17 protein-coding genes and 2 pseudogenes are annotated in these 19,608 nt (G+C 63.8%); 4 read left to right on the top strand and 15 right to left on the bottom strand.

Features of this window, described 5'->3' with window-relative positions:
* Positions 1 to 12: 12 nt before the first annotated feature.
* The 8 genes and pseudogenes from E1809_RS18325 to E1809_RS18295 form a co-directional block, all read right to left on the bottom strand.
* Positions 13 to 735, bottom strand: coding sequence for a VIT1/CCC1 transporter family protein (locus E1809_RS18325; protein WP_133205672.1), 723 nt, complete (start codon positions 733 to 735; stop codon positions 13 to 15).
* Between the two features lie 36 nt (positions 736 to 771).
* Positions 772 to 1,443 carry an oligopeptide/dipeptide ABC transporter ATP-binding protein gene (locus E1809_RS27775; protein ID WP_205754246.1) on the bottom strand — a complete coding sequence of 224 codons (672 nt, stop codon included), beginning with the start codon at positions 1,441 to 1,443 and terminating at the stop codon, positions 772 to 774.
* A 109-nt stretch (positions 1,444 to 1,552) separates the two neighbouring features.
* A pseudogene (locus E1809_RS28015) lies at positions 1,553 to 1,792 on the bottom strand (ATP-binding cassette domain-containing protein); the annotation flags it as partial.
* A gap of 53 nt (positions 1,793 to 1,845) precedes the next feature.
* Positions 1,846 to 2,841, bottom strand: coding sequence for an ABC transporter ATP-binding protein (locus E1809_RS18315; protein WP_133205671.1), 996 nt, complete (start codon positions 2,839 to 2,841; stop codon positions 1,846 to 1,848).
* The gene (locus E1809_RS18310; protein WP_205754245.1) at positions 2,834 to 3,610 is read right to left on the bottom strand and encodes a GntR family transcriptional regulator; all 777 of its coding nucleotides are present in this window, start codon (positions 3,608 to 3,610) and stop codon (positions 2,834 to 2,836) included. The genes E1809_RS18315 and E1809_RS18310 overlap by 8 nt, the downstream gene beginning before the upstream one ends.
* Before the next feature lie 43 nt (positions 3,611 to 3,653).
* Positions 3,654 to 4,592 (bottom strand): ABC transporter permease, encoded by a 939-nt coding sequence (locus E1809_RS18305; protein WP_133205669.1) that lies wholly within the window; start codon positions 4,590 to 4,592, stop codon positions 3,654 to 3,656.
* Positions 4,579 to 5,523, bottom strand: coding sequence for an ABC transporter permease (locus E1809_RS18300; protein ID WP_235835674.1), 945 nt, complete (start codon positions 5,521 to 5,523; stop codon positions 4,579 to 4,581). The genes E1809_RS18305 and E1809_RS18300 overlap by 14 nt, the downstream gene beginning before the upstream one ends.
* 16 nt (positions 5,524 to 5,539) lie before the next feature.
* Positions 5,540 to 7,081 carry an ABC transporter substrate-binding protein gene (locus E1809_RS18295; protein ID WP_133205668.1) on the bottom strand — a complete coding sequence of 514 codons (1,542 nt, stop codon included), beginning with the start codon at positions 7,079 to 7,081 and terminating at the stop codon, positions 5,540 to 5,542.
* A gap of 414 nt (positions 7,082 to 7,495) precedes the next feature.
* On the opposite strand from E1809_RS18295, the gene E1809_RS18290 reads away from it, so the two are divergent.
* Positions 7,496 to 7,792, top strand: a complete 297-nt coding sequence (locus E1809_RS18290; protein ID WP_133205667.1) for a hypothetical protein — start codon at positions 7,496 to 7,498, stop codon at positions 7,790 to 7,792.
* Positions 7,793 to 8,447: 655 nt separating this feature from the next.
* Here E1809_RS18290 and E1809_RS18285 read toward each other — a convergent pair.
* The 7 genes and pseudogenes from E1809_RS18285 to E1809_RS18255 form a co-directional block, all read right to left on the bottom strand.
* A pseudogene (locus tag E1809_RS18285) lies at positions 8,448 to 9,681 on the bottom strand (IS3 family transposase).
* Positions 9,682 to 9,915: 234 nt separating this feature from the next.
* Entirely contained in the window at positions 9,916 to 10,959 is a 1,044-nt protein-coding gene (locus E1809_RS18280) for an NAD(P)-dependent alcohol dehydrogenase (protein WP_133205666.1), read from the bottom strand.
* 28 nt (positions 10,960 to 10,987) lie between these two features.
* Complete coding sequence (locus E1809_RS18275; RefSeq protein ID WP_133205665.1) at positions 10,988 to 11,968, bottom strand: D-2-hydroxyacid dehydrogenase; 981 nt, start codon at positions 11,966 to 11,968, stop codon at positions 10,988 to 10,990.
* On the bottom strand, positions 11,965 to 13,080 hold the full coding sequence (locus tag E1809_RS18270; RefSeq protein ID WP_133205664.1) for a tartrate dehydrogenase: 1,116 nt from the start codon (positions 13,078 to 13,080) through the stop codon (positions 11,965 to 11,967). Before E1809_RS18270 ends, E1809_RS18275 begins: the two co-directional genes overlap by 4 nt.
* Complete coding sequence (locus E1809_RS18265) at positions 13,077 to 14,624, bottom strand: aldehyde dehydrogenase family protein (protein WP_133205663.1); 1,548 nt, start codon at positions 14,622 to 14,624, stop codon at positions 13,077 to 13,079. The genes E1809_RS18270 and E1809_RS18265 overlap by 4 nt, the downstream gene beginning before the upstream one ends.
* 17 nt (positions 14,625 to 14,641) lie before the next feature.
* Entirely contained in the window at positions 14,642 to 15,919 is a 1,278-nt protein-coding gene (locus E1809_RS18260; RefSeq protein ID WP_133205662.1) for an NAD(P)/FAD-dependent oxidoreductase, read from the bottom strand.
* Between the two features lie 30 nt (positions 15,920 to 15,949).
* Positions 15,950 to 16,624 (bottom strand): haloacid dehalogenase type II, encoded by a 675-nt coding sequence (locus tag E1809_RS18255; protein WP_133205661.1) that lies wholly within the window; start codon positions 16,622 to 16,624, stop codon positions 15,950 to 15,952.
* 346 nt (positions 16,625 to 16,970) lie between these two features.
* Here E1809_RS18255 and E1809_RS18250 point away from each other — a divergent pair, with 346 nt between their 5' ends.
* The 3 genes from E1809_RS18250 to E1809_RS18240 are packed head-to-tail and all read left to right on the top strand — an operon-like array spanning position 16,971 to position 19,607.
* Positions 16,971 to 17,897, top strand: coding sequence for an ABC transporter substrate-binding protein (locus tag E1809_RS18250; protein WP_133205660.1), 927 nt, complete (start codon positions 16,971 to 16,973; stop codon positions 17,895 to 17,897).
* Between the two features lie 13 nt (positions 17,898 to 17,910).
* On the top strand, positions 17,911 to 18,843 hold the full coding sequence (locus E1809_RS18245; RefSeq protein WP_133205659.1) for an amino acid ABC transporter permease: 933 nt from the start codon (positions 17,911 to 17,913) through the stop codon (positions 18,841 to 18,843).
* Positions 18,840 to 19,607 carry an amino acid ABC transporter ATP-binding protein gene (locus tag E1809_RS18240; RefSeq protein WP_133205658.1) on the top strand — a complete coding sequence of 256 codons (768 nt, stop codon included), beginning with the start codon at positions 18,840 to 18,842 and terminating at the stop codon, positions 19,605 to 19,607. Before E1809_RS18245 ends, E1809_RS18240 begins: the two co-directional genes overlap by 4 nt.
* The last annotated feature ends 1 nt before the right edge of the window (position 19,608 follow it).

The following is a 19,608-nucleotide window of genomic DNA, read 5'->3' as shown; positions in this document are numbered from 1 at the left end:
GCACAGGCGATGCTAGGCAATGCCCGTGGTGCCCAGCAGGCTTCCGATCGCGAACGTCGTGGCCAGTGCAAGAGCGCCTCCGACGACGACCCGGCCGGAGGCCCTGAGCCTCGAGCCGCCGCCGATCCACGCGCCGACCCAGCCGGTGAGGAAGAGGGCGATGAGGACCATCGCGAATGTCAGAGGGACGCGGATCGGTGCGGGGGCCAGGAGGATCGAAAGTATCGGGAGGATCGAGCCAAAGAGGAACGAGACCGCCGATGCGATGGCGGCATGCCACGGGCTCACGATCTCGTCGGGATCGATGCCAAGTTCGATATCGAGGTGTGCACGCAGCGGGTCCGACTCCGTAAGCTCCAAGGCGACCCTCGACGCTGTCTCTTCGGACAGCCCCTTTGACCGGTACATCCCCACAAGCTCGGCGAATTCCTCCTCCGGCTTCTCACGCAGTTCCCGGGTCTCCTTCGCGATGAGTTGCTTCTGGCTGTCGCTCTGGCTGCTGACGGAAACGTACTCACCGAGGGCCATCGAAATGGCGCCGCCCACAACGGCGGCCATGCCCGCAGCAAGGATGGGACCAGTCTCCCTTGTAAGGCCTGCGACGCCGACGACGACCGCGGCAACTGAGACGATGCCGTCGTTTGCACCAAGTATGCCGGCCCGTAGCCAGTTCAATTTAGCCGCAAGGCCTGTTCCCTGAGGCTCGTGATGCACGATGACAGTTTCAATGCTCATGTTCTTGGTTCTCCGTTCTAGGGATTTGTGTTGGGTCTAGGAATTTCTCTGGATAAGCAGTGCACGCGACTCGGTCCATCGGTGGCACCGGACCTCATGGCCAGGGGCGACTTCGAGCAGCGCCGGCATGTCCGTGCGGCACTTATCGGTGGCAAGCGGGCATCGGGTGTTGAACCGGCATCCTGTCGGTGGGTTGATCGGCGATGGGGGCTCCCCGGCCGCCACAAGTTGCTCGGGGTGCTTCTCGTCGGCGACCAGCGCGGCGGAGAGCAGCGCGATGGTGTAGGGGTGCAGCGTTCCGTGGAACAGGTCCTCCCGGTCCGCGGTCTCCACGATCTGGCCGAGGTACATCACTGCGACGCGGTCGCTGACGTACTGGACGACCCGCAGGTCGTGGGAGATCACGACCATCGTCAACCGGTGGTCCCTGCGCAGCCGGGCGAGCAGGTTGAGCACCTTGGCCTGGACGGACGCGTCCAGGGCCGACGTCGGCTCATCACAGATCAGGAGCGTGGGGTTGGTGAGGAGCGCACGCGCGATGACGACGCGCTGGAGCTGGCCGCCCGAGCAATCGCCCGGATACCGGTCCAGGTAGGAAGCATCGAGTCCCACCTCCGCCAGGGCTGCCACGACCCGCGCGCGCCGGTCTGCCCTCGTGCCGATCCCGTGGGTACGCAGGACCGCAGCCAGGCCCACCCCGATGGTCATGCAGGACCGCAGCCAGGCCCACCCCGATGGTCATGCAGGGATCCATCGCGGCGTGGGGATCCTGGAAGACCAGCTGTGCCTTGGCTCGAAGGCTTTTGAGAAAGACCCTGCCCCCTTGGGAGGCGTCCTGGCCGTCGATGCCCACGGTTCCCGAGTCGGTGGGGAGCAACCGCAAAATCACCCGGGCCAGTGTGCTCTTGCCTGAGCCCGATTCCCCGACCAGGCCGAGCACTTCGCCGGCGCGCACCCGCAGGCTGATCCCGTCGACTGAACGGACGGACTCGGGCCTGCCGAACAGTTTTTTCCGGGCGAGGCGGAAGTGCTTGACCACGTTGTCCAGCACCACCATGTCGACGGCGGGTGGCTGAGCCGTGTTCTTGGCCGATGCCGTGCGGAGCATGCTCATCCCGCCGTCCTCGTCTCGATCGTCGACCAGCAGCGTGAGCTGTGCCCGGCCCTGCCGCACCCGGCGAGCTCGGGTTCCTCGTTCTCGCACTTCTGCTCAAGATGCTCGTCCGTGCAGACGAGGCACCGTGAGCGGAACCGGCATCCGTGCGATACTGCCCGGGCAGCGTTCGCGTCGCCCGGGATCGTGTACAGGGACCCGTCTTCCTCCGGCTCGAGCATCGCGCACTTGACGAGTGCCTTGGTGTACGGGTGCTGCGGGGAATGGAGGATCTCCCGGGTGGTCCCCTCCTCGACGATGCGGCCGGCGTACATGACCGCGATGCGGTCCGCGATGGATGAGACGACTCCGAGGTCGTGGGAGACGAAGAGCGCAGACATGCCCAGCTTCGCCCGCTTCGCCGCGATGAGCTGCAGGATCTGGGCCTCCACGGTGACGTCCAGCGCCGTCGTGGGCTCATCGGCGATCAGGACGTCGGGCTGTCCGGCCAAGGCCATGGCGATCATGACGCGCTGCGCGATGCCGCCGGAAAGCTGGTGGGCGTATGAGTGCGCGCGCCGCTCCGGCTCGGCGATGCCGACGTCGGCGAGGAGCTCGATGACCCGGGCGTGCGCCTGCGACCGGCTCAGGCCCAGGCACAGGCGCAGCGGTTCGGCGACCTGGGCGCCCACGGTGGCGGTGGGGTCGAGCATCCGTTTGGGCTGCTGGAACAGCATGCTGATCCGTGCGCCGCGGATGTGGTTCATCTCGTGCTCGCTGGCGTGGAGCACGTCGATGTCTCCCAGCCTGATAGCGTCGGCGCGCATGCGCGCCCCGGGTGGCAGCAGGCGCATCAAGGACATCGCGGTCATGCTCTTCCCGGACCCGGATTCGCCGACGAGGGCCACGATCTCCCCCGGCCCGACCGTGAGCGAGACCCGGTCCAAAATCGGCGGCGAGCCGAACGGGCCGAGTTCGACCGTGAGACCGCTGATTGTAAGGGTGTCAGTCATTACTTCCTCCTGGCTTTCGGCGCGCCCCGGCAGCACGCACATTCGATGTGGCCGCGGCGCCGAACGGGGTTTGCGGTGGTTCGGCGGCCTCGGCGTAGTGTCTGTGCAGCGTGTTCAGGGCTGTTCCCAGGTGGGACTCGAGTTCCTCGACCAGCAGGGACCGATCTCCTGAGACCAGGTAGTCGAAGATCCGCTGGTGCTCCTCGAGGTAGTCCGCCCGTCCCTCGAAGCTGCCGACGAGCATGTTCAGGCCGAGCCGCGACTCGCCCAAGAGCGAGGCGTACATGCGCGACAGGCGGGGACTTCGGGCGGCACTGACGATAAGTTCGTGGAAACGCAGGTCGGCAGCGACAACGTCCCGCCATTCCTGTCGCCGGGTCGCGACTGCCATCTGGCCAAGCGACTGTTCCAGGGCCGCGATATCGGCGGCGGACAGGCCGCGTTCGGAGATTCTCACCATCGCGGCCCGCTCGATTGCCGCGCGGGAGAAGTAGATGTCGTCGAGGTCCTCGACGGTCAGTTCCGGCACGAAGACGCCGCGGTGCGGCTCGCTCACCAGCAGCCCCTCCTGGACGAGTCGCTGGATGCCTTCCCGCACCGGAGCGCGGCTCGTCTCAAAGTACGCGGCGAGCTCCTGCTCGTTCAGCTGCATACCCGGCGGGTAGGTCCCGTCGACGATCCGGCGCCGCATTTGGGAGGCGACCACTGACGAGAGGGTCCGCTTGGGCACCTCGGATTTAACGTTTTCACGCCCGTAGCTCGTTGTCACCGTCGTTCCTGCCCTTCCTGTGTTTTTTGAAAGTGCGTTCATGTCAGCTTCGCCCCTGCCGCCTCGGCCGGACATTGATGCCCCTGCCCGCCAGCGTCACTGCGAGGGCGGTGAGGAAAATCGCCAGACCCGGGTAGATGACCAGCCCCGCGGCGCGTGACATATAGGGCAGCCCATCGGCCAGCATCGAACCCCAGTCGGAGTCCGGCGGCGCGACGCCGAGTCCAAGGAAAGACAGTGCACCCACCGTGATGAGTGTGTGCCCGAAGCGCACCGAGGCATGGGCCAGGAGAGGGCTGAACGCGTTCGGGAGGAGGTGGCGCAGGATGATGAAGGTCCGCGGGAAGCCCAGGCTCCCGGCAGCCTCGATGAAGTCGCGCGAGTCGATCTCCAGTGCGAGCGCGCGTGCCAGGCGGGCGAACGGCGTCCATCCGGCGACGGCCAGCGCCAGGATCAGGGTGCCGTACCCGGCACCGAGGATCGACACGAGGAACATCGCGACGATCATCTCGGGGAAGGCCAGCAGGACGTCCGATACGCGCATGACAAACTCGTCAAGCGCGCCCTTGGTCCGGGCGCAGACGATTCCCAAGAGGGTGCCGAACACGGCGGAAATGGTTAAGGTGATGGCCGCGATGGTGACTGAGAACCGGCCGCCCCACATGAGCCGGCTCAGCACATCGCGCCCGAGCTGGTCAGTGCCGAGCCAGTGGACGACGCCGGGCGGCGCCAGCCGGTTGGACAGGTCCTGGAGTGCCGGGTCGAACGGGGCGCTCCACGGCGTGGCGAGGAGCACGAGGACCACGGCGAGGACTCCGAACAGGCCCAGGCGCAGGCTCCACGGCCAGGCCCGAAGGCGCCGCAAGCCCCGGATCCGCGAGGCGCCAGGCGACGGCACGGCGCCAACAGTGCCATCCAGTGCCCCGGATGCGCGGTTATCAACTGCGGGATTATCAACTGCAGGGTTTTCAACGCGGGACATTCGAGGACCTCACCGTCGGGTTAATGAGCGCGTAGAGCAGGTCGGTCAGCGTGGTGATCAGGACAGTGAGTGCAACGATGCAGACGATTCCTGCCTGGATGACCGGGACGTCGCCGTCGGTCACGGCCTGGTAGAGGAGCCTCCCCATTCCGGGGACGGCGAAGATGACCTCGATGACGACCGAGCCGCCCAGCAGTCCGGCGAGCCAGATGGAGAACAGCGTCACCACGGGCAGGAGGCCGTTTCGCAGCCCGTGCCTGAGCATCGCTTGGGCGAAGCTCAGGCCCCGGCTGCGCGCGGCCGTGAGGTGTGGTGACTCCAGCACATCCACCATCGACGCGCGGGTCACCTGGGTGAAGTAGCTCATCGGGCGCAGCGAGAGGGTCAGTGCAGGGAGGACCATCGACACCGGGCCTGTCCATCCGGCGGAAGGCAGGATCCCGAACTTGAGGGCGAACACGAGCACGAGCACGGGGGCCACCCAGTACTCGGGGAGCGCGACGAAGCCCTGGGTGACAGTCGTGATGGCGATGTCGGAGGCCTTTCCGCGCCTGATCGCGGCCAGCGACCCGAGGGGAAGTGCCGCCAGCAGTGCGATGAAGAGTGCCGTGACGGCCAGGGAGGTCGTCACCGCAAGCGCGCTGCCCACCAGCCCGGAGACCTCGGTGCGGCTCGTGTACGACAGACCCAAGTCGCCGTGGAGCGCATTCTGCACCCAGTTCCAGTACTGCTCGATCACGGACTTGTCCAGGCCATACCGGACCCGGGCGGCCTCCACCGCGGAGGGGTCCAGGTTCGGCTCCCCTGTCCGGGCCTGGAGGATTTTCCGGGCGGGATCCCCGGGGGTCATGTAGGGGATCAGGAACACGAGGAACGACACCGAGGCGAGCGTGCCGAGGAGGACGACGACGCGTCTCAGCAAGAAGATCACCTTGCTCTCCTTTCGTTCAGCCGCCGACTGTGAGCGTCGGGGTGATGGCGTCCCTCGCCAACGGATCGATGGTGAAGTTCTTTACATTGGCGCGCACCACGGCGGTGCTCTGCTCGTGCACGAGGAAGACCGTGACCGCATCATCCTGAAGCTTCCGGGCGATGCGGGCGTAGATGGCGTCCCGGTCCTGCACGTCCGGCTTGCTGCCGGCGTCGGCGATGAGCTTGTCCATCTCCGGGCTGCAGTAGTGGCTGATGTTGAACGAGCCCTTGCAGGTGTAATCGGATGCGAGGAACCCGAGAGGGTCCGGGATGTCGATCAGGTGGTTCCGCGACAGCAGCGCCATGTCGTACTGACCCGAGAGGAGGTTGGGCTCGATGGCAGCGTAGTTGGCGATCCGCACCTTCACGGTCACGCCGATCTTGGCAAGGTCGGACTGGATCACCGTCGCGAGGTCAGGGAACTCGGGGTGCTCGGTATAGCCGAGCAACTCGAGGCTGAGCTTGCCGGGATCGACCCCGGCGGATTTCAGCAGCGCCTTGGCCTGGTCCAGGTTCTGCTTCGCCGCTGGGTCCTTGGGCGACCACGGCTCGTTGGGGGCAAAGGGGCCGATGGCGGGCTGTGCGGTGTCGTCGTACACCTGGGAGGAGATAGCCGAGGTGTCGATGGCGAGTTGAATGGCGCGGCGGACATCGGGGTTGTTGAACGGCGCCTTGGATGTGTTCAGGTACAGCCCGTTGGTTTTGGGGGCGCCCGTCTGGGTCACGACGACGTTCTTGTCACCCTTGAGGTCCGCCAGGCTCGAGGCCGGAATGCCCAGGGCGATGTCGGCCTCGCCGGTCCTCACCTGGGTCGCCCGCGTCGCTCCGTCCGGCACGAACTTGGCCTCGACGCTGCCCAGGGCCGGCTTCGTGCCCCAATATTGGTCGTTGCGGACGAGTTTCATCGACTGCCCCGGGGTGTAGGCCGTCGGCTTGAACGGGCCGGTGCACGCGCCGATCGGGTCGACGCTGTTGGCCTTGAATGCCTCCGGCGCAAGAATGCCGGTGTTCACGCTGGCCAGGTTGAACGGTATCAGGGCGTTGGGTGCCGGTGAAGTCACGCGCACGGTGCTGGAGTCGAGTGCTTTGACGTCGCTGACGACGCTGGGCTTGAATGACCGGGCAGGGGTCTCGACATGGAGTGCGCGCGAGAGCGCGCCCGCGACGTTCGCCGCGGTCAGCCTCGTGCCGTTCTGGAAGGTGACGCCGTCCCTGATCGTGAAGTCCCACGTGGTCGGAGTCGTCTGCTTCCACGCCGTGGCGAGGGAGGGCTGCAGCTTGCCGGTGCCTTCGTCGTAGCGAACGAGGGTCTCAAGGCAACCGATCTGGCTGAGGATGAAGGCGTCGTCGGTCTCCAGGGCGAAGTTCGCCCTGGGTGTGAACTGCATGTCGATGATGGCGTTCGCGCTGCCGGTGGCGGCGCCATTGCCGTTTCCACCGGAGAACGAGCATGCGCTGATGGTGAGCGCAAGGGTGGCGCCTGCTGCGCCGAGGAGGACTGCTTTGTTTTTTCGCATGATGCAAACTGCCTTTAGTCAGGGGATGCGGTGGAGTTGATCCAAGAAGTGATGCGAAACACACATTGACGTGGTGTGGAACACATTGCCACCGAAAATAGTCGATTGTCAACGATTTTTTTACTAGGAATTGTCGACAACCTTGGCGCGCGCCGCTTCCCCGCTCGTCCCGAGCCGGCAAGATAGGGTCGTGGCTCTTCCAGGAGGGTTCCCGAAATCCCCTACAATTAGCGGAACTCAAAGCATTGGATGTCACTTTCGCCCCAGCTGGACGTTCTCGCGAAGGGCGTCGGGTCGCTTGTCGACAATGCGTTCGCACCGGTTGAAACTATGGACTCCAATGGTCTAGCAATTGTCAACAATCGACGATAGACTGTTCGTGATCCCTCATCCCCCGCCGAACTGGAAAGGCAGATGAAGATGCGACAAAGCGGTCCTGCGTCCAGTCAGGTATCCGAGTGGACATCCCTCCAGCGCGGAGACATCGTCACCCTGCTCCGGCACGGGGTGCAGTGCCACATGGGCACCATTGACGAACGGACCGAAGACGGCCGGATGATCTGGGTGACCGACGCCATCGGTGATCGTCGGCTCTTCCACATCGAGGACGACTACGAGCTGCTCGTCATGACATTGTCTGCACCTGCCCGGGAGGCTCTGGCAGCAGCGGGACGTGCTGGCCATCCCGGAGCCTTCAACCGGGAGGTCTGATGGTCAGCCTGGTCATGCTCATCGCAGCGGGGTTCCTGACTAGCACAAGTACCCTTTTGCAGAACCGGCCGTCCAATGAAACCGGAAGGCGCAGGAGGCTATTTGGGACCAACTCCTCGTCCCGGATCTGCGTAGGAATCGTTGCCCTGTGCGCAGTCCTCCTGTCCGTCCACATGCAACTCGGAGCGTGACGACGGCGCCCGGGCCACAGCATTCGCATATGGGGCCGCCGGGGCGAATGACGCTCCGCGATGAACTCCTTGAATACCTCGAAACGACCACCGAGCGCACGTCCGGGGACCGGCTGCTCATGATGAGCGGAGGAATGCAGGGCCTGGACCGTGGACGCCGATCCCTCGGTCATAGCCAAACTCATCGATGCCAGACAGACAATGGGCACCTGCACCAATGGTCCAACCAACTCTTGGTCGCCGGGTTCCTTCGACGGGGCAACCTTGAGCCGCATCCAAAGCGACTCCGGAGTGAATACCTGCGGGGATGAAGGCCATGCATACCTCCCCTGCAGCGGCACCCAAGCGCAGACGCGACATGGACCAATCCCCAGGGAGGATTTTTCCTATGGCTCACGCTGGGCGATCACATTGACGTCGAAACTGGGCCTTGACCCCGGATCGTGGACACGGTGTCATTTCGGTTATGCCGCTTCTGCAAGCGTAGCGGTGCGCTCCGCTTCGTAGGCGTTGGGTGAGATGTTGCCGATCGCGGAGTGGCACCTGCGGGTGTTGTACCGGTTCGCCCAGCGGAACACGGCCCGGTACGCGGTGGCCTGGTCGGGGAACGCCGCCCGGCCTTCGAGGAGCTCGCGTTTCAGGGTCGCGTTGAAGCTCTCCGCCAGCGAGTTGTCGGCACTGGAGCCGATTCCGCCTATGGACTGCGTGACCAACAGGTCCTGGCAGAGCTTCACGTAGGCTCTCGAGGTGTAGACCGACCCGTGATCGCTATGGAACCCGCCCGGGCCAGTGAACCACGCTCCCGCGCTGCGGCCGTGAGGGCGTCTTCGACGAGTTCGGTGCGCATGTGGTCGGCGACCTGCCAGCCGGCAAGCTTGCGGGAGCCCAGGTCGATCACGGACGCGAGGTACAGGTTCGTGCCGTCCGCGATGGGCAGGTAGGTGATGTCGCCCACGTACCTGCGGTTCGGCTCGCCCGTGCTGAAGTCCCGCCCTATCAGGTCGGGGAACCGGCGCCCGGACTGGTCCGGGACCGTGGTGCGCACCCGCCGGCGCAGCCGGATCCCGGTGAGCAGGTGCTCCCGCATCACCCTGGCGACCCGCTTGTGGTTGACCCGCTCACCGGCGGGGACGCCGTCGTTGAGATCACTGGTGATCCTCGGAGCCCCGTACGCACGGTCCCCGCCCTGCTGCGGGTCCTGCAGCACCCGAATCCGCCTGGCCAGTGCCGCATCCGCCGCTGCCCGTGCCGCCCGTGCGGGCGCCGCTGCGACCCACGCGTAGAACGAGGACCGGGCGATTCCGACGATCTCGCACAACCGCTTCACGCCGTAGGCGTCCATGTGGTCCTCAACGAACTGGAAGCGGTTCACCAGTTCGTCTCCCCGGCGAAATACTTCGCAGCCTGTCGGAGGATGTCCCGCTCCGTCTCGAGCTTGCGCTGTTCGGCACGCGACGCGGCCAGCTCCGCCTCCAGGCGCACGATCCGCGCCGCCTGCGACTCGGACCGCGCCTGCGGGGCGGTCCTGGCGAGGCCCGCAGTGGTCGCCCCGGAGCCAAGCCGGTCCACCCACTCCTTCAACGCGCCACGGGAGATCCCCAGATCAGCCGCAATGCCCTGCAACGTCGCACCCGGCGTCGACTCATACAAGTCCACCGCCCGCCGACGAAACTCGTCCGTGTAACTCTTCTTTGCCATCCCTTGAATTCTCGCTTCTCCAGCACAGTGCTGGACTCAGCGTGTCCAAGATCAAGGGTCAAGACCCACTCTCCGAACCGGCTCTGCAAAACGGCGTGGCATTCATCCCTGCCGCGGCACCTTCTGTGATCAGACAGTTTGGGAACGCAGTGCGTCTGTGCTTTGCCTCGCAAACCCCAGAGCGGACAGAACCCGGCCCTTCGCGACTCGCCAGGACGCTCCAACTACGGAAAATCAGAATGTCGCTGCATCGATGACGAAGCGGTAACGCACGGCACTGTCAACGACCCGGTCGAATGCCTCGTCTATTTTGCTGGCCGGAATGACCTCCACCTCGGCGCCGAGCCCATGCGCGGCGCAGAAGTCCAGCATTTCCTGCGTCTGCCTGATGCCGCCCATCTTTGAACCAGCCAGATTGCGCCTGAAACCGGCAAGCGACCAGGCCCGTTGCGTCAGCGGTTTCGAGGGCAGCCCCACGATGACCAGGGTGCCGTCCAGGGCGAGCAGGGAAAGGTACTGATCGACGTCGATGTCCGCGGAGACCGTATTGATGATCACATCGAAATAGCCTTGGTGGCGCGAAAAAGTGGCGGGATCCGACGTCGCGTGGCAGGCAACCGCCCCGAAGCGGAGGGCGTCCTCCTGCTTTCTGAGCGATTGGCTCAGCACCGTCACCTCCGCTCCCAGTGCCGTTGCGATCTTGACGCCCATGTGGCCGAGCCCGCCCATGCCGATGATGGCTACCCGCTTTCCCGGACCCTCGCCCCGGTTGCGGAGGGGCGAGTACACGGTTATCCCGGCGCACAGCAGCGGTGCGGCGGCTTCGAGCGGAATGCCCTCGGGAATCCGCAGAACATAATTCTCGTCCACAACGATGCTCGTGCAGTAGCCTCCTGCCGTTGGCCGGCCGTCGCGGCCCACGGAGTTATAAGTGCTCACCGATCCGGCCAGGCAATACTGCTCCTCACCCGACAGACAATTGACACATTCACGGCAGGAGTCCACGAAGCAACCCACACCTACCCGGTCGCCCACCGCATGACGCGTCACCTTGGCTCCGACGGCTTCCACAATTCCGGAGATCTCATGCCCTAAAACAACAGGGAAGTTGACACTTGCCCAATCTCCTCGCGCAGTATGGATGTCGGAATGGCAGATGCCGGTGAACTTGATGGCAATCCTGACGTCGAACTCCTCTGGATCGCGACGCTCAATGACGCCGGGCTGCAGAGCGGACGTAGCCGAAGTGGCGATATACGCCTTGGCAATAGAGGGCATGTTTGCGGCTCCTTGGACGCTTCCGGGATCAGGAAACGGGGACAAACCCGAGGGCCTTGTCCACCACGTTCAATAATGGTTCGCCGTTGACGAACCGTCCCAGATTTTCCACAAACAGCTTGCCGAGGTCATCGAGGTAGTCTTCAGTGTCACCGCTCATGTGAGGGGTAATGATCACGTTCTCCATCCTCCAAAGCGCATGTCCCTCAGGCAGGGGCTCCGGGTGCACGACGTCGAGGGCGGCACCGGCGATGGAACCGGACGCCAGCGCTTCGGTCAGCGCGCCGGTGTGCACAATTTCGCCGCGGCCGACATTGATCAGGTGCGCTGACGGTTTCATCGAGGCAAGCACATCTGAGTTCACCAGTCCCCTGGTCTGCCCGGTCAACGGAGCGGCGAGCACAAGGTAATCGAAGTCATGGACGACGCCGGGCAGGTCTTGGGAGCAGTAGATCCAGTCGAACTGATCGTCCCCGGGACGGCTTGTTCGGCCAGCACCACTGACCTCCATTCCCACGGCCCGGAACAGGCGCGCGATTTCACGTCCGATCGATCCGGTGCCCACCACCAGCGCACTTTGGCCCTGGACCTTTTGCGTGACTCTGTGCTGCCAGCGTTGTTGCTGCTGAAGCCGGAAGGAACCCTGCGCGTCCTTGGCCAGATCCAAAACGAAACCGAGTGCGAATTCCGCGATAGCCCGGCTGAGCACACCCCGGGAGTTCGTGTAGGTCACGTCGCTGCGGATCAGCTCGTCGAAGAGGAGCTGGCTGACGCCCGCCGCCGAGACATGGATCCACTGAAGCGACGCGGCTGCAGCCCAATTCTCCTTCAAGGCGGGTGAGAACGAATGCCACTGGTACAACACATCCGCGCCGTCCATCGCCTCAGCGAGCCCGTCGGCCTTGGTAAGGCGGAGCTCCGCCAGTTCCTCGATCTCCCGCAGCCGGGGCGGCAAATCATCCCGGTACAGTGCGGCGACGACGGGCCGCTTGCGTTCCGTAGCCGTCATGACGACGCCGCTGCTGCCGGCTTGTCTTCTGCGGTGGCGTCCTTCGCGCCAACGGCATCAATGACGTCAATGGCGGCCACGACAGCGGCAGTGAATTCGGACGTCGACGACGGTCCTCCGACGTCGCGGGTGCCGTGGCCTTCGCGTAGGGCGGATTCGAAGGCCAATTGGAGGTGCTCGGCAGCTTCCGGGTGCCCGAGGTGCCGGAGCATCATGGCTCCGGACCACATCTGGCCTACGGGATTCGCCAAGCCCTTGCCGGCGATATCCGGGGCCGATCCGTGGACGGGTTCGAAGAGGGACGGAAAGTCGCCTTCGGGATTCAGGTTGGCGCTCGGGGCGACGCCGATGGAGCCGGTGACGGAGCTGCCCAGATCCGAGAGGATGTCGCCGAGGAGGTTGGAGGCAACAATGACATCAAAGGTCCAGGGTTTCAGGACCAGGTGCGCGGCCAACGCGTCCACGAGTTCGCTGGTGAGCGTCACGTCGGGGTAGAGGCGGGTGGTTTCTTCCACCACTTCGTCCCAGAACGGCATGGTGTGGATGATGCCGTTGCTCTTGGTTGCCGAGGTCAGCCTGCCCTTCCGGGAGGCTGCGAGCGATGCTGCGTAATGCGCGGCCCGCGCTACTCCCAGCCGGGTGAAAATGGTTTCCTGGACCGCGGTTTCATGCGGCAGCCCGCGGTAGGCGCGGCCGCCGACTTCCGAGTATTCCCCTTCGTTGTTTTCACGGACGATGAGAATATCGATAGGTTCCTTGGACGCGAGAGGCGACTTCACGCCGTCGAGCGTTTTCACCGGACGGAGGTTGATGTACTGCTGGAATTCGCGGCGGATGGGGATCAACAGTCCCCAGAGGGATTCAGCGTCCGGGACGGAGGGTGAGCCCACAGCGCCCAGGAAGATCGCTTCGTGCTCCGCCAGCTGTTCGAGCCCGTCACGGGGCATCATCCGCCCGTGCTCGGCGTAGTAGTGCGATCCCCAGCCGAAATGGTTAAATTCAAGGCTCACCGGGTGGAGTTCAGCGATACGTTCCAGGCATTCGATGGCCGCCGGGACAACCTCCTTGCCGATCCCGTCGCCCGCGATGACCGCGATCTTGTGGGTACTCATGAAGCATTCCGTTCTGCGGTCGTCAGCTGCTGCCACCCTGTGGACGGTTCCGCCAGTTTGATGATGGTGCTTTTGGGTTCGCTCATCTCACGGACTGCGTGCTTGACGCCTTCACGCCCGACACCGGATTTCTTGAACCCGCCGAAGGGCATCGAGTCGATCCGGACGTCGCTGGTCTCGTTGATCACCACGGCGCCCACCTGCAGCTTGTCGGCAATCGCCAAAGCCAGCTCAAGTGATTCAGTGAAAACACCGGCTTGCAGCCCGTACTCGGAATCGTTGGCTGCGTGGATGGCGTCCGCGACCTGGATAAACGGCAGAATGCTGACCACCGGACCGAATACTTCCTCGCGGATAACCCGGCAGTCCGCCGGCACGTCCGTGAGGACCGTTGGCTCGTAGAAGGCATTGCGGCGCTGCCCGCCAACGTGCACGGTAGCGCCGGCAGCCTTGGCCTCGTCCACCCATTCCTCCACCCGGCGGGCCTCTGCTTCGGAAATAAGGGGGCCGACGTCCGTGTCCCGGTCCAGTTTCGGCCCGACACGGAGCGAGCCGGTCCCCCGGATCACGCGTTCGAGAACCTCGTCGAACAGCGAAATGTGGACATAGACGCGCTGAACGGACAGGCAGTTCTGGCCGGCCACTCCGAAGGCACCGGCCACGATCGCCTCTGCGGCTTTCGCCGGTTCGGCATCCGGGCAGACGATCGTGGCGTTGTTGCCGCCGAGTTCCGAGAGGATCTTCTTGGCGCCCGCTGCCGCGGCGATGCGGTCAGCCGTTTTTGGGCCACCGGTGAAGGAAATGAGGTCCACCTGCGGGTCCGTCACGATCGCCTCGGAGACACCTGGCCCGGAAACGATCGCGGCGAGACGTCCGGCAGGGACACCGGCCTCCAGCAACAGCTGGATGAAGGCCAGCCCGGTCAGGGGCGTGCGGCCTGAGGGTTTAAGTACGACGCCGTTGCCCCCGATGAGTGCTGGCCCCAGCTTGTGCGCCACCAGGTTCAGTGGATCGTTGAAGGGCGTGATGGCGGCAATGATTCCCACCGGCTTCCGGTTGTACCAGCCGATCTTGTTGGCTCCGGCCTTGCTGTCATCAAAAGCGATGGTCTCTCCGGTGAGCTCACTCGACGCGGCAGCGGAAAGCCGCAACGTTTCGATGCATCGGCCCACTTCACGTTCGGCCTCGTTGATGGTCTTGCTGCTTTCCGCGGCAATGATTTCCGCGAACCGCACGGACTGCTCCGCAAGGAGCACTGCCGCGCGTTCCAAAGCTTCACGGCGGTCCCGGAGGGCCCATTCACCGTCCTGAAGGTGCCGGTGAATGTACGCGACGGCACGCCGTACGTCCTGGGGGGTCGAGGTACACACGTTGCCCAGCAGGACGCCGTCTTCCGGATCCCGGACCTCCAGGATCATTTCGGCTCTCTCCCAACGGCCTTCCAGGAATGCGCCACCCGGAAGTGCGGCCAGGTTTGCCCGTCTGTAGGCCGTTTCCTCCCCTGTTTTCGGGCGCGCGTCAGCGACGGTTGTTGATGAATTCATAGAGACGCTTACCTTGCCTAGCTGATTCGGTCGATGATCTTCGCAGCTCCGCCGATGAAGGGCAGGAACCATGGCGGGCCGAAGTGGCCGGGCACGGCCGGGTTCTTAAGGTCTTCCCAGACGTTCGCCTGTTTGTCTCCGCCCATGTAGCGGGCCATCTTCTTGCCCATGTGCGCGGCCATCTGCACGCCGTGTCCGCTGTAGTTAAGTGAGTAGTAGAGACCGTTGTGTACTCCGGCGTGAACCATCTGGTCCATGGACAGGTCCACCAGGCCGCCCCAGATGTAGTCAACCTTGGCGTTGGACAGGTACGGGAACAGTTCAATCATGGCCTTGCGCAGGATCTCGGCGCTCTTGACGTCGGAATCCGGGCTGGAGAGGGCGAACCGCGCCCGGCCCCCGAAGAGCAGCCTGTTATCGGGGGTGATGCGGAAGTAGTAGGTCAGCATCTTGCTGTCCGAGGCCTGGCGGCGGTTTGGCAGGATCCGGTTGACCACGTCTTCGGGCAGTTGTTCGGTGACGATGATGAAGCTGCCTACCGGGATCACCCGGCGCTGCATCCATGGAGTGATTCTGCCCGTGTACCCGCTGGTTGCGACCAGAACCTGCTTGGCCCTGGTGATGCCACGCGTTGTGTGCAGGTCGTGGACCGTGCCGCTGACCTTCTTGAGTTCGGTCACGCCCGCGTTCTCGCAGATCTGCGCTCCGGCGTTGGCTGCAGCACCGGCGAGGCCGTGAACGAACTTGCCCACGTGGAGACCGGCGCCCAGGGGATCCATCATGGCGCCTTGATAGAAGTCGGTGCCGATCTCGCTGTGGATCTCGGACTTCGGGATCAGTGTGACGTGGTGGTCCACGAGCTTGGCCAGCAGTTCCTGGGATTTCCGGAAGCCCGCGTTGTGCGACTCGTGGTAGGCCAACGAGAGCTTGCCGAAGCGATTGAAGTCACAGTCGATGGCGTGGTCATGGACCAGCTTCTCGATGCTGTCGATGGCGTCGTTGTACTCGCGGAAGTATTCCACGGCCCGTTCTTCGCCATAGCGCTTGACTGCGGTGCTGAAGCCGATGGCCAGACCCGTCGTCGCCATCCCGCCGTTGCGGCCGGATGCCCCCCAGCCCACAGTGTGGCGTTCGAGGACCGCGACGCTGGCGCCCTGCTGCGCGAACTCCAGCGCGGCCGATAAGCCGGTGAAACCGGCACCGATGATCGCGACGTCGACATTTTCCGGCACCGGCGTGCTGCGGTAGTCACCGGATGGTTCGGCTGTGTCCAGCCAGTAAGGGATGAGTTTCACGGGGATGGCCTTTCGCCTCAGGGAGTCGGTTTAGAGACCGAGGTGCTTGTTGAGCTCGTCGAGGGAGTTCACGGTGGTGTAGTCGTAACCGTGGGTGATGGGGTCATAGCCGCGGTCCAGCATCACAAGGTTCCGGAAACCCATGTCGTGCATCGGCATCATGTCGTAGCGGGTGTGCGAAGAGACGTGCAGGAAATCCTCGGGCTTGGCGTTCAGGGAGTCCAGCATGTACTCGAATGCCTGGTACCTCGGCTTGTAGGCCTGGGCCTGTTCGGCGGTGTAGACGGCGTGGAAGTCCGCACCCAGTTTGGGAACACTGATGTCCAGGAAGCTGTCGTCCGCGTTGGACAGGATCACCAGCTGGTAGTTGTCCCCCATCGTCTTCAGCGGGGCGGGCACGTCCTCGTGGGCAACCCAACCGCGGACAGCCTCGGCGAATTCCGCGCCGGCACCGGGTGTCGGCCCAATGCCCCACCGCTTGCACACCCGGTCAAAGGAGTCCTGAAGGATCTGCTCGTAGGGCTTGTAGTCGCCGCAGACCTCGTCGAAGCGGTAACCACGGAACACTGGCTTGAACGTAGACCACTGCTCTTCCGGCAAGCGGCCGTCCAGCAGGCGACGGGTGGTGGGATCGATGTCGAAGTTGATCAGGGTGCCGTAGCAGTCGAAGGAGATGTACTTCGGCCGGAAATTGGTGTCTGCCATGTTCGGTTCCGTTCTTTGTCAGGAATTGGGAGCGGTCGCCGTCCCTGCGTCTTGCGGGTTTCGGGAAGCGCGCGGTGAGCGGGGAACGGGTCCCCGGCAGGCTGGAAGATCCTGCCCGATAACTCGACATTAGGCTCCTGAATTGTAAATTGTCAACAGTTCATCGGCGGCAGTTTCGGGCCGCCTTGCCCCCGGCGCTGCGGACATTTATCGTCAATTGTTGACAATCTGGCGGCGAGGGAGTTGCATTGTCTTAGATGACAGAGAGATCCGGATCACACTGGTCAATCCACTCCCCCTCCCCGGTGACAACCACCAACTGACTACCCCTTCGAAGGGAAGCATTATGAAGACCCGAACCAAGGCACAAACTGCAGCCGCGGGGTTTGCCGTGCTGCTCGCACTGACCGCATGCGGAGGCACCGCCACAAGTACCCCGGCCCCGGGCAGCTCCACGACGTCGAACACCGCTGATATTTCCCAGGGTGTCCAACCCGATGCGGCCGCGGTCAAGTTGCTGCCGCAGTCCTACAAGGACAAGGGTGAGCTGACCGTCGCAATGGACCTTCACTACCCGCCCACCACGTTCCTCTCGGATGACAACAAGACCCCTATCGGCCTGAATCCGGATGTTGCCCGCCTGGTGGCCAAGAAGCTCGGGCTGAAGCTGAAATTTGAGAACACCGTGTTCGACACCATCATTCCCGGTATTGACGGTGGCCGTTACGACTTCACAGTCACCACGATGGCCCCCACACCCGAGCGGCTGAAGGTCCTGGACATGATCAACTACTTCAAGGCCGGCAATTCAATAGCCGTCAGTGCAGGCAATCCGCTGAAGCTCACCAACGAGACCCTGTGCGGGAAGAACATTGCCGTCACCGCCGGTTCGACGGGCCAGCTGAAGCGCCTCCCGGCCCTCTCGGAGCAAAGCTGCACCTCCAAAGGACAGCCGGCCATCAACGCCGTGACGCTTCCGAACGTCCAGGAGGCGCTGACGCAGCTGGCGTCCAAGCGCGTCGACGGCATCCTCTACGACACCACCTCCCTTGCGTGGGCCGGGAAGCAGCAGCCGGGCGCGTTCACCATCCTCACCCCCCAGATCAACGTCGGCTCCAGCGACCTGACGGCCATCGGCCTTAAGAAGGGCTCGCCGTTGACGCCCGCCCTTCAGGCCGCCGTCCAATCGGTCCTGAACAGCCCGGAGTACAAACAGTCGCTCTCGAACTGGGGCCTTGAATCGGGTGCCATCACGGATGCGAAGCTCAACTAGGAGGGGTGCTCCCATGGTGCAGACCATCAGTCACGGAAGCGGGAACAAGATCAACGGGACCGACCCGGCGCTCAAGCCCAGGCTGAGGCGCCGGAGCGTCTTCGAATACCTGGCTTGGGTAGTGTGCAGCCTGATCGGCGCAGGCATCCTGTTCTCCGTATCAACCAACCCCAATTTCAAATGGGACGTCGTCGCCAGGTACTTCACCTATGAAACGATCATCAACGGGCTGGTGCTCACGATCTTCCTCACCGTCGCCAGCATGTTCCTTGGCACCCTTCTGGGCCTGGGGCTGGCGATCATGAGGTCTTCACGGATCAAACCGGTCGCCGTCACGGCGGGCGTCTACATCACGTTGTTCCGTGGCACCCCGGTCCTGGTGCAGCTGATCTTCTGGTTCAACATCTCGGCCCTGTACCCGGACCTGACCATCGGCATTCCTTTCACCAACATCGGCATGGCTGTGGATGTGAACTCCGTGATGGGGCCGATCACGGCAGCCCTGATCGGCCTGAGCCTCAATCAAGCCGCTTACATGGCCGAAATCATCCGCGGCGGTTTCTCGGCCGTCGGCAAGGGCCAGATCGAGGCCGCAGACTCCCTCGGCATGAGCGGCGCGATGAAAATGCGCAAGGTCATCATCCCCCAGGCCATGCCCTCGATCATTCCCGCCACCGGCAACCAGTTCATCGGCATGTTCAAGGAAACCTCCCTCGTCAGCGTGCTGGGTGTCGCGGAGCTTCTGCAGAGCGCACAACTGATCTATGCCCGCACGTACGAGACCATCCCGCTGCTGATCGTCGCCAGCCTGTGGTACCTCGTGATGACGCTGCTGCTGAGCTACCCGCAATCCCTGCTCGAGAAAAAATACTCCCGCGCGACCTCCAGGCTTCCCCGGAAGGCGAAGAAGGTTGTACTGACAGAACAGGAAGGTGTTGCCCGATGAGTACCGACGGCACCATTCACGCCCGCGGAATCCGCAAGTCCTTCGGCTACAAGACCGTGCTGCAGAACATCGATCTTGACGTCGCCAGCGGCGAAGTCTGTTGCATCATCGGCCCGTCCGGCTCCGGCAAATCCACTCTCCTCCGCTGCATCAACGGTCTCGAGACGGTCGACTCGGGGGTCCTGAAAGTAAATGGTGAAGACTTCGGCTATTACGAAACCGACGCCGCCTACCATGCCCTGAGCCCGAAGAAGCTCGCCGCGCAGCGTACCAGGATCGGCATGGTTTTCCAGCAGTTCAACCTCTTTCCCAACATGACGGCCCAGGAGAACGTCATGTCCGGGCCTGTTCTGGTCAAAGGCACCGACAAGAAGCAGGCAGCCAAGCGAGCCCAGGAGCTGCTGGCCAGCGTCGGCCTCGGCGCTTTCGGCGACCGCTATCCTGCCCAACTCTCCGGCGGACAACAGCAACGCGTAGCCATCGCACGCTCCCTGGCCATGGATCCGGAGATCATGCTGTTCGATGAACCCACCAGCGCCCTGGACCCCGAAAAGGTCGGCGAAGTCCTTGCCGTCATGCAGGACCTGGCCAGGAAGGGCATGACGATGGTGGTCGTGACCCACGAAATGGGCTTCGCCAGGGAGGTCTCGGACACCCTGCTCTTCATGGACGAAGGCGTCATCGTTGAACGCGGCGCCCCGAGGGAAGTCCTGGCCAGCCCGAAGGAACCCCGCACCCAAGCCTTCCTGAAGCAGGTGCTTTAGG

Origin of the sequence: Arthrobacter terricola, assembly GCF_004354015.1 — a bacterium.
Taxonomy (GTDB): domain Bacteria; phylum Actinomycetota; class Actinomycetes; order Actinomycetales; family Micrococcaceae; genus Arthrobacter; species Arthrobacter terricola.
The sequence above is the reverse complement of the archived record's forward strand: the minus strand, read 5'-3'. Positions and strand labels throughout refer to the sequence as shown.